Origin of the sequence: Pedobacter sp., assembly GCF_041645105.1 — a bacterium.
Taxonomy (GTDB): domain Bacteria; phylum Bacteroidota; class Bacteroidia; order Sphingobacteriales; family Sphingobacteriaceae; genus Pedobacter.
In genome coordinates, this window is record NZ_JBAZQQ010000007.1 from 116,921 (window position 1) to 127,847 (window position 10,927).

The window sequence follows — 10,927 nt, forward strand, 5'->3', positions numbered from 1 at the left end:
AATTAAACTTAAAGTTATGCTATTTTTTACGAAGTACGAAATTAACTCCCCAGGTATCTGGTCCGGGAATCTTCGCCGTTCCGAACTCTTCAGCTTTTAAGAGTTTAAATCCAGTGATATCTGCAAGTAATTCTATTTCCGGAATACTAAAATGTCGCATTTCGTGTTGCTCTAAGAAATTGTGGGTTTTTCCAGTAGCTTTTTCCAGAACATTAATATCATAAGCTACTTCAATTACATTTCTGTTCCAATAGTTTATTGGCTTGGCTTTTCGGATTACTTCTATGTAATCATTTTGAACAGTTTTTATGCGTTCTTCTGGAATCTGGGTAAGTACAGCGGCACTATACCATACATCAAAAATAAACAATCCATCATTTTTTAAGTGTTTATGCACATTTTTGAAAGAAGCAATCAGTTCTGAATTAGAATTAAGATAACTAATTACATGAAAAAGCGCTGTGGCTACATCAAACAGCTCGTCAGACTTAAACGAAGTAATACTATCTTGTTGTAAGGAAAGTTTGGGGTGATGTTCCTTTACAGCTTTAAGCATTTCAGCACTCGGTTCTACACCTTTTACAGTAAATCCACTGTTACAAAAATGAAAGGCATGTTTTCCGGTACCCGTGCCAAATTCAATAAGGTTTTTAGCCTTAGGGCTATAGGATTTGATAAGTTGAACAATATAGGCAGCTTCACCAGCATAGTCTTTCTGCTCATAAATCAAATCATAATAATTGCTTAAAACATTAAAAACTTTTTTCATAAGCTCAGGGGGTAAATCTCACTTTATCTTCGTCACCTACGTATGGTCCTTGTTTAACTTCTATCATTTCAGCATCTTCCAGCATCTCAAAACCATGCCCTCCATGTGCTAATAGAATTACATCACCGGCATTTAGTGTTCTATTTTCAAGGTAATTCCTTTCATCATCATAGAAGTTAATCAGCACTTTTCCTGATTTTATATAAAGCACTTCTTGTGTTAAGGTTACTTTACGCTCAACCAGTTTATGTACATGCGGATCTATGACATATCCCTTAGGACGATTCATATAACCGAGCTGTTGAGAAAAATCACTAGGTGTGAAAAATGATATTCCTTCTTTTTTGTAATCAGCACGTATAATAATGGAAAGCAAAACACCATCATGCTCAATTCTGTCAATCATTATAGTTCAATAAGAGGTAAGTCGTAATTTAATTATCCGATTGCAATTTAAGGTTTTATACACAAACCACCACCTATTAAGTGAAATTCATCATAACTGTTACAGTTTTTGATTAAAATTGATAAAGATTTCATTGTTGTTTTACGAACAAAAGAATTACATTTATTTCTAAATGCAAATTACATCTATAATCACTGTAAACTTCAATCAGCCGGAAGTTACAATCGCTTTCCTTAAATCAGTAAAAGCTAATACTAAAGAAGATGCTGTTGAGGTAATTGTCGTTGATAATGGGAGCCGGGAAAATCATGTAGTTACCTATAAGGAAATTTACCCTAAATTGATTTATATCAGATCTGATGTAAATCTGGGGTTTGCAGGGGGGAACAATCTTGGAATTAAAGCTGCTAAAGGAGAATTTCTCTTGTTTTTGAATAATGATACTGAAATTTTTAATGATACTGTTGAAGTGTTAAAAGAGGAGATGAATCAGCGTCCTGAGATAGGTATATTATCACCTTTGATTTTGTATTATGATCAACCAGACATTATTCAATATGCCGGCTTTACAGAAATGAATTATCTAACCTGTAGGAATAAAGGTATAGGACAAATGGAAGTGGATAATGGACAGTATAATATGGATAGCAGGGAGACAGGTTATTGTCATGGTGCAGCAATGATGTGTCGCAGAAGTGACCTTGAATCTGTTGGTCTAATGGCAGAGCATTTTTTCTTATATTATGAAGAATTGGATTGGTGTGAGAAGTTTAGAAAAGCGGGTAAACATATTTGGTTTACCGGAAGAACAAAAATATATCATAAAGAGTCAATAAGTGTCGGGAAAGAAAGTAGTATTAAAACTTATTTTATGACTAGAAATAGAATGCTTTTTATCCGAAGAAATACTAGCGTAATGAACTCTTTGTTCTTTAGTGTATATTATATTTTGTTCGCTTGTACCAAACAAATTTTCCTTTATCTTTTAAAAGGTCGTACAGATCTCATTAAATGGGTATTTAAAGGTGTATTTTGGAATTTAACAAATTCAAAGAATAGTAGTAAACTGGGTTTTAAAATATAAAATTAAATGGCTGTAGCTTTTTGGATCTGCCTGTTTCTGGTTGTTTATACTTTTGTAGGTTATGGACTGGTTTTGTATATTTTAGTAAAGTTAAAGAAGCTCCTTGTTAAAGCATCTAAGTTTGATAAAGCTATAGATCTGCCAACTGTTACTTTACTTATTGCTGCGTATAACGAAGAGGATCTTATTGTAGGCAAAATAAATAATAGTTTGGATCTCAATTATCCTAAAGAGAAGCTCGAAATAATATTTATTACAGATGGCTCAACTGATCAGACGGCTGATAGGATAAGAAGGTATAATCAGGTTACTTTATTACATCAGGATGGACGATCAGGAAAAATGGCAGCTATTAAAAGGGCAATTCCTTTTATAAATGGTAATATCACAGTTTTTACTGATGCCAATACTTTCTTAAATAAGAATGCAGTCCTGGAATTGGTGAAACATTATCAAAATCCCAAAGTTGGTGCGGTAGCTGGTGAAAAAAGAATTCATGTAGAAGAATCTGCTGATGCGAGTTCGGCAGGAGAAGGTTTTTACTGGAAGTATGAATCAAAACTTAAAAAATGGGATTATGAGTTGTATTCTAATGTTGGAGCAGCGGGAGAGTTGTTTAGTATCAGAACAGGTTTATATCAGCCTGTTGAATCAGATACCATTATAGATGATCATATGATTGCTATGAGGATTGCGGAAAATGGATATATTATTGCTTATGAGCCAAATGCTTACGCGATGGAGACAGCATCAGCAAATACTAAGGAAGAATTGAAAAGAAAGATAAGAATTGCAGCAGGGGGGATGCAGTCTATTCTTAGGCTAAGGAAAGCTGCAAATCCATTTTATTACCCGGTACTTACATTTCAATACATTAGTCATAGGGTATTAAGATGGACAATTACACCTTTCTTGTTAATTTCTGTTTTTATATTAAATATTTTAATTGTACTAAATGGGGCTTCTCTTCTATACCATTTATTATTTGCCGGACAGGTTTTGTTTTATATATTAAGCCTTGTGGGGATGTTTTTTGAAAGCAAAAATATACGGGTAAAAGCTTTTTTTATTCCTTATTATTTCTGCGTAATGAATTACGCAGTTATAGCCGGAATATTTAGGTACTTTAGAAATAATCAAAGTGCAGCATGGGAAAAATCGAAGAGAAAAATATAATATCTAAATGCTATTCCATTGCTTTTAACTGGTTGTAAACATCTTCTCTAATAAATGTTCGTTTAAATTTGTCTGTTGAATGTGCCAAAACATACCCGGCTTTTTTGAGTTGATTGGTTGCTTTTTTTATTCTTAAATGAAAGCCGAGACCTTGTGCGTGAAAAAATTCATCAAACTCAACGGCTATTATTTTGACGTCAATTTTGTCTTTAACTATCGAATCTATTACAGCATATTCAGCACCTTCAATTTCTAGTTTTACTAGATCAAGGGCTTTATGGTTAAACTCTTTCATAAAGGCAGACAGACGATCTACAGGAGCTTCAATATGTTCATCCGAATCTTTGAATAGATACACAGAGTGAGATACATAGTTATCTAATTTAGGAGCATAAAATTTTAAAACGGTTTTTTCATTCCAAACTCCTTTATTTACATAGGTTATTTCTTCAAGTTGTTTAGAATTGATACGATATCTGAACACATCATCACCTTCAACACCAAATGTTTCTCCTCTTGCTGTATATTCCTTTAATTTTATAAAATAGTTTATGCCCTCTGGCATGGGATCAAAAATGAAAATTTTAGAATCATAAAGCACCTTTAGTTCTGTGTCGAAAGAAATGTCCTCTCCAGCACCTACACAATAACAAATAGAATCTTTATTAAAAAAGCCTTCAGGAAGCTCATATCCATGATATTTTGAACCGATGTGAATTAAGTTTTTAAGAGGTTTAACCCCGTACTGAGGTTTTAACCTAAGTGTACTCTTTACTAAATCTTTTACTACCCTCATATTCTAAGTTTGTTAAATTAGTTAATGTTATCTGCTTATGATTTTAATGCTTCTTGAATATCCATTATCTTACCTAATGCTTTTGTATACATTAAAGCAGCTATTCCTAGATAAGAATAATTAGGATGAAGTAATTTCCATTGCTCATAGTTGTCATTGCTGAAATTTTTCCAATTTGACTTGTTTAACTGAGCCCTACCCATAGTTATGCTTGGGCCATGAATCTGAGTGGTATGCCACCATCCAGAAGGAAATAAAAGTGTTTCACCTTCTTGAACAACGCATCTTACTTGGCGAGCCTGCTTAAAGAGAGGGAATTTTTCGTAATCAGGATTGAGAACATCAACCTGTGAAGCTTTTGGTCGGTCAGGTTTTGGATATAGTAAATGGGACTGACCTGGTGAATAGAAAATAAACTCTTTTGCACCATAAACCTGGGTAATTTGCGTATGCATATACAATGCATCATAATGTAAAAATGGGAAGCCTGCCCCCTTACCTCCAAAAAAGAGTTCATAAACTTCAGTTCCATTCAATAGAAATTGAGGAAGTAATGGATGATTAATCCTATCTAGCTTTCCATATACAACTTCGGGTTTGATATCAGCAAGAAGTTCAGGAAAAATCCTTTTAATGTTCAGATTAAATGGATAAGGAGCTGGATTTTCTGGAGTTGAATTGAGCATCAAATCAATAAATTCCCCCATTTCATAGCGTTTTCCCTTGATCTCTTTTGTTAGTCCTGCATAATTTGTTTTAAAAAAATCCGGAGTGAATTTTCCCATTGCTGGCCATTTTTTTGCCGCATCAGTAATAATTACTGGAATTTCTGGCTCAATATATTCCTTTAGGAGTTCCTGTTTCGAAATGTTGCTACGTTTATCTATCGTAGTTATTTGTTCTGGGTCAATATTCCTTCTTGGGGTCATTTCGTTCATAACTATAGATTGTGAAGGTTATGTGAAACTATTATTTTAGCATATCGCCCATTTGACAACCTAGCCAGGCATAGCTATACATTGTTACGGCCTTCATCAGTCCCTCTCGACGCTTAAATGACCATACATCCTTGAGAAAATCCTTGCTATTTTTGTAATTTAACTGATCAAAAGCTACAGATATAGTAGGGGTAAGTGAATAGGCAGAATGCCAGGTACCAAAAGGAATAAAAAGGGTTTCACCAGGACCAACAGTAAAATGAATAGGGGTGGCCTCTTTATATTTTGGATGCTTCTCGTAATTGGGCTCAAAAATATTTACTTCTGAGCGCCATTGATCGTCGGGTTTAGGATACAATAAATCTTCCTGACCTCTAGGGAACACTGTAAAACGTTTTTCACCATATAACTGTGTAATCCATGCATTTAGATGATAATAATCCAAGTGTAAATAAGGGAACTTACCTCCAGGACCACCTATAAAAAGTTCAGTTGCACTCCCCCAATAGCCTTTTTTAAACCATTTACTTTCTAACCAATTTGGACGAGCATAATTTAAACTCAACGGGTCAATTAATGGAAGTAATTCTGGCAATTGATTCGGAATATTAAATATCAAAGGATAAGGAGCCGGATTATTTTCATTGCTATTCTCCACAAGATCCATTATTTCTTTCATGGAATAAATTTGACCATTCTTTTCTGTGGTCTTTTCGCCATAATTTTCCCTAAACCAATCTGGACTAAATAGTCCTTTGGCTTTCCAGACCTTTGATGCATTTTTAAAAACTACAGGAATGCCAGGCTCGTAAAAGCGAGTCATAAATTCTTGATGAGAAATATCATCAACTCTTTGAATTTCCATGAATGAAAGTTTTAATATCCCTAATTGTATACCAACATATAAATTGTATATACTGATATATAAATATAAAATAAAAACATCAAATAATTAAGGCTTTAACTGCAATAAAAATTATTTTTTTGTAATTAATTAATTTTTACTAATAAAGTTTTAGGTCAATTGTTTTCGCTAGACGGTAAAATCCCAGTAATTGAGATTGGGGTGTAATGTGTTAATTGCCAAACTTATAATGTGATCGTCTTCAAGTTTCTTGCTAGAAATACTGAAGTTGATGTGATTTCTTTTAACAACATTTTTTAAGCAATCGATGTCGTGTAAGTTGTCAATCAGACCTTCTCCACTCGCTTTGAGTATAGCTTCTTTTCTTGTCCATAAGGTATAAAAATCAACTATATCATGTATGCTATTTAACTCAGATTCTTTGAAACAAATATTTAATAATGGGCTAAAATCAAACTTCGCATTTATATATTCAATATCAATTCCAATAGCTACCGGGCTGATAGCGATGATAGTAAATCTACCACTATGGCTAATATTAAAATGTGCCCCTTCGATATAAGGTTTTTTATTTCCTGTAAAGGAAAAAAGGATGTCTTTTGGTTCAAGGTTTAAAAAGCTGGAAAGGATAATTCTTGAAAAGTATTTACCAATCACATACCTTTTTTTATCATCTTCATTTTTAAAACGATTTGCTTTTGTAATTTCCTTTTGATCAAGAACAGATAAATATTCAGGCTTTATGCTTTCATAAAGGACTATGTTTATTTTAAAAATATGGGTAATGCCTTTACTCAATTCTACATTTGAATTATAGTCTTGCCATTCAACCTGAGGAAGAGTGAAATCTATCACTTTCATCAATTATGAGTTAAATGACTCTTGTTTAATTCCGATTGTAGTTTCTGAGCAAAGATGTGAACATGATCAGGAGCGAAAAATTTTAAATGCTCTAAAGGGATATCAACTAAAGTTAGTTTTCCTCCAATATATGGAGCAAAGCCATTGCTTTCCATATTAGGAATGTAAGTCATTTTTTTATCATTCGCTCTGAATAGTACAACATCTTCGTGATATTTTTTTAATTTATAGCGTTCAAATGCTCTTTTATGAGTTTTCTGAATCTTATCTATAACATATAGGGGGTTAGATGGATCTTCTTTAATTGGGTTAAATTTTTTATAATAATTATAAAGACTGCCCAAAGTAAAGTTTTTCTTATGCAGAATAAAGTCTTTCGGATACCTGAAAAAATAAACAAAAGCATAGCCTAATGTCTTTATTGATTGATTAAAGATTTGTCCAAATTTAGCCTCTTTTAGCAGTCTGGAATAACTATCGCCATCATAATAGGTATCAAGAAGACCTAAAAATGATACTCTTTTTCCTAACTTTCTAAACTGTTCTGACATCTCTAAAGCAATTGTACCACCTGAAGAATATCCCATTAGCAGGTATGGACCTTCTGGATTATTTCTAATGATTTCATTAACATAGCCTTCAGCGATCTCTTCAACACTTTCTGCAGGCTCATCTTGGGGATTTAGGCCTAGAGGTTGCAGACCCAAAATAGGTTGGTCATTATCAATTTCATGCACAAGACTTTTGAAAATGATAATATTCATTCCCTGACCGTGAATGATGTAGAGTGGAGGCTTGTTTCCTGAGTTTTTTATAGGAATAAGTAATTTCCAATTCTTTTCCTGATCGGGTTTGCTTAAATTAAGGGCCAGTTTCTCTATAGTTGAATTGTCAAAAAGAACAGCTAGAGGTAACCTTATACCTGTTTGTTTTTCAATTTCAACCATTATTTTTATAGCAATCATAGAGTGCCCACCTAATTCAAAGAAATCATCATTAATACTAATTTTTTCTAGAGAAAGATGTTTAGCCCATATTTCAGCAATTAATTTTTGCTCTTTATTTTTAGGGGCTACAAAAGTTTTCTCATCATCTTCTGTAAATAGATCATATTTAGGCAAAGCTTTACGATCAACTTTTCCGTTCGCAGTAAGTGGGATTTGCTCTAATGGGATTAAGATTCGAGGAACCATATAATCAGGCAAGCTTTCTCTCAAATAGGATATAATAGCTTCTTTATTAAACTCTCCCTCTGTAACTACATAAGCTGCAAGTGTTTTTCCCGATTTTGAATGTTCTTCTACAGTTATAGTACATTGCTTAATATCCTTATGTTTTTGTAAAACATTCTGAATTTCTCCGAGCTCTATTCTGTTGCCTCTTATTTTTATCTGGTCATCAATACGACCTAAATATTCAATATTACCATCAGGTAACCATCTCACTAAATCACCAGTTTTATAAAAAATGCTATTGCTTTTATCTTCTGGCAAATTTTTAACAAATACTTTATCTGTAAGTTCCGGATTGTTTAGATAACCCTGAGCTACGCCAATTCCACCTATATAAAGTTCACCTGGAATGCCGGCTGGACATGATCTTAAGTTGGAGTTGAGTACAAATATAGATGCGTTAGAAAATGGTCTTCCAATAGGAACGGTTACTGGGTAAGTCGAGTTCTTATCCACTCTGAACAATAGTTTTCCAATAGTTGTCTCTGTTGGACCATAGTGGTTTACAACCTCACATTTCACCCCTGATGCATCAATCTCTTTAATGAATTCACCAGGTAGAGACTCTCCGCCAAACATCAAAAGCTTTTCAGGGTATAAGGCTTTTTCACCCTCATTTAAGAACTTCCATTGGGATGGGACAATTTTTAAACAATCAATATGATGTTTATTAAAATAGTCGTGAATATATACCGTATCGTTAAACTTGTTTTTACTAAAAATATGTAATTCACTCCCTATTGACAAAGCACTGTACAATATCGTGTTCCCAAGGTCAGTAGCTATTGTAGAGCCCAAAGCAAAGCTTTTGCAGTTTTCAAGAATAGGCAAATTCGCTTTTAGACCAAAAAGGTAATCGACCAAAGAGCTATGCCCTATCATTACACCTTTTGGATTTCCGGTAGAGCCTGAAGTATATATAACATAAAGAAGGCTAGAAGGGGATATTGTAACCTTAGGACGTTCATAACTCGCTTTCCAAACATTAATTTCGGAATCATCCAGACAAATGACTTCTTTTTCTGTTGTTTTAGACAGTATTTTAGCTGTTTCATTATCAGTAATGATGAAGTCAATGTTAGACTCGCTGAGCATGAAGCTTATTCTTTTAATCGGAAACTCGACATCAATAGGTAAGTATGCAGCACCACTTTTTAAAATTCCTAATATACCTACAATCATTTCTATAGATGGCTTGAGGCAAATTGGAATTAATGTTCCTGATTTTACACCTTTGCTAATCAGATGATTAGCTAACTTGTTAGATTGAGCATTCAGATTTGAATAGCTTAACTTTTTGCCCTCAAAAACAATGGCATTATGATCGGGAACTTTTGCAGCTTGTTCATAAAAGAGATCAACAAAGGTCTTATCCTTTGGATAATTACAATACTGAATAGCAATTTCAGGGAAAGGTGATTGATGGATGATGGCATCATGGATAGGTGTACGAGGCTCAGAGGTAAGTTTTCTTAAGAGCAACTCAAATTCCTGCATCATCACGTCAATTGTTTCTGATGTGAAAAGCTGACTATTGTAAGCCCATTCAAATGTTAAAGCTTTTTTAGAGCCATTTACATTCAAAGAAATCTCAAAAGTTTGAGAAACTCTGGGATTAGATATCAGTCGATGATTCAGTCCTGTAAATTCAACTTTCTCATCCATTCCCATATCAACGTTAAATACAACTGGTACCAGGGGCACAAGTGCTTTATCTCGTTTTAGGTTTAATTTCCTGATCAGCTCACTAAATGTTAATCGTTGATGGTCGTAAGCATCATATATTTCAGACCTTCTTTTCTTTAGATAATCTATGAAAGGTTGTTCTGGATCAATTTTACTTAGAAGTGGTAATAAATTTACGCAGTGCCCAACTAACCTCAAGTTCTCAGTAGCAAGTTGTCCGGCAGAAGGTAAGCCCACCACCAGATCTTGCTGTCCTGTACGATGGTATAACAGGACTTCAAACACAGCAACAAGTGTAACTACTAAACTGCTTCCTGTTTGTTTTGATAGTGCCTGGATTTGAGAAAGCAGGTCCTCAGCAAGTTGGTAGTCATTTCTTTTTCCTTTATAAGTCCGTAAGGCAGGACGGTTAAAATCAAGGGGTAAATTTACAACAGGAACGTTATCCTTATATTTATTAAGCCAGAAATCAGCGGTAGATTTATATTCTTCTGTCTTTACGAAATCCATTTGCTGCCTTGCATAATCACTAATTTGTTCAGCTTTGGGCAATATAGCTTGCTTGCCTGCTGAATGAGCATTATACAACAGGCTTAAGTCTTCAAGAATTACTCCTAAAGACCAGCCATCTCCGATTAAATGGTGAATTATGATGGTGAAGTAGTGTAGGTTCTGATCAAGCTTATGAAGGTAAATTCTAAAAAGTGGGCCCTCATATAAATCAAATGATTTTCCCATTTCAACCTGAATGAAAGATTTAAGGTTCAATTCCTTTTCAGTCAGACTGGTTTCAGAAAAGTCTTCTGATTTTATAATATCAAATGATATTGCTTTATAGATGATTAAGTCTTCACCATTTTTACTTAATACAGCTCTCAAACCCTCGTGTCTGGCAATTAAATCATGAATTGCTTTTTCAAAAGCTAATTCATTAAAATCTCCTTTAAGCTCCAGTGAGACTGATTCATTATAGGCCAAACTCGCTTCTTCTCCACCTAAAATACAAGATAGCCAGACTTCACGCTGAGGTTCGTTGGTAATGGCAATTTTTTCAATTTCATTACCTTCAAAAGGATTGAAATCAACAGCTACAAGATTATAATTGTTATGCATC

At 34.0% G+C, this 10,927-nt stretch carries 9 protein-coding genes; 2 read left to right on the plus strand and 7 right to left on the minus strand.

The window, feature by feature from the left end; all coding sequences use genetic code 11:
- Window positions 1–19: 19 nt before the first annotated feature.
- Together WC623_RS20245 and WC623_RS20250 are read right to left on the minus strand one after the other, a co-directional pair.
- Complete coding sequence (locus tag WC623_RS20245; RefSeq protein ID WP_372854511.1) at window positions 20–769, minus strand: class I SAM-dependent methyltransferase; 750 nt, start codon at window positions 767–769, stop codon at window positions 20–22.
- Window positions 770–773: 4 nt separating this feature from the next.
- A complete protein-coding gene (locus tag WC623_RS20250; protein WP_372854513.1) occupies window positions 774–1,175 on the minus strand; it encodes a hypothetical protein in 402 nt (133 codons plus the stop codon).
- Window positions 1,176–1,347: 172 nt separating this feature from the next.
- On the opposite strand from WC623_RS20250, the gene WC623_RS20255 reads away from it, so the two are divergent.
- A complete protein-coding gene (locus WC623_RS20255) occupies window positions 1,348–2,259 on the plus strand; it encodes a glycosyltransferase family 2 protein (protein ID WP_372854515.1) in 912 nt (303 codons plus the stop codon).
- 6 nt (window positions 2,260–2,265) lie between these two features.
- Window positions 2,266–3,435 carry a glycosyltransferase family 2 protein gene (locus WC623_RS20260; RefSeq protein ID WP_372854517.1) on the plus strand — a complete coding sequence of 390 codons (1,170 nt, stop codon included), beginning with the start codon at window positions 2,266–2,268 and terminating at the stop codon, window positions 3,433–3,435.
- Window positions 3,436–3,445: 10 nt separating this feature from the next.
- Here the strand turns inward: WC623_RS20260 and WC623_RS20265 are convergent, their stop codons facing one another.
- The 5 genes from WC623_RS20265 to WC623_RS20285 all read right to left on the minus strand — a co-directional run bounded on the left by WC623_RS20265 (window position 3,446) and on the right by WC623_RS20285 (window position 10,926).
- Complete coding sequence (locus tag WC623_RS20265) at window positions 3,446–4,231, minus strand: FkbM family methyltransferase (protein WP_372854519.1); 786 nt, start codon at window positions 4,229–4,231, stop codon at window positions 3,446–3,448.
- 35 nt (window positions 4,232–4,266) lie between these two features.
- Window positions 4,267–5,169, minus strand: coding sequence for a cupin-like domain-containing protein (locus WC623_RS20270; protein WP_372854521.1), 903 nt, complete (start codon window positions 5,167–5,169; stop codon window positions 4,267–4,269).
- A gap of 31 nt (window positions 5,170–5,200) precedes the next feature.
- Window positions 5,201–6,034: a cupin-like domain-containing protein gene (locus WC623_RS20275; protein ID WP_372854523.1), complete on the minus strand. Its 834-nt coding sequence runs from the start codon at window positions 6,032–6,034 to the stop codon at window positions 5,201–5,203.
- 168 nt (window positions 6,035–6,202) lie between these two features.
- Window positions 6,203–6,895: a 4'-phosphopantetheinyl transferase superfamily protein gene (locus WC623_RS20280; RefSeq protein ID WP_372854525.1), complete on the minus strand. Its 693-nt coding sequence runs from the start codon at window positions 6,893–6,895 to the stop codon at window positions 6,203–6,205.
- A complete protein-coding gene (locus tag WC623_RS20285) occupies window positions 6,895–10,926 on the minus strand; it encodes an amino acid adenylation domain-containing protein (RefSeq protein WP_372854527.1) in 4,032 nt (1,343 codons plus the stop codon). Before WC623_RS20285 ends, WC623_RS20280 begins: the two co-directional genes overlap by 1 nt.
- Between the last annotated feature and the right edge of the window lies 1 nt (window position 10,927).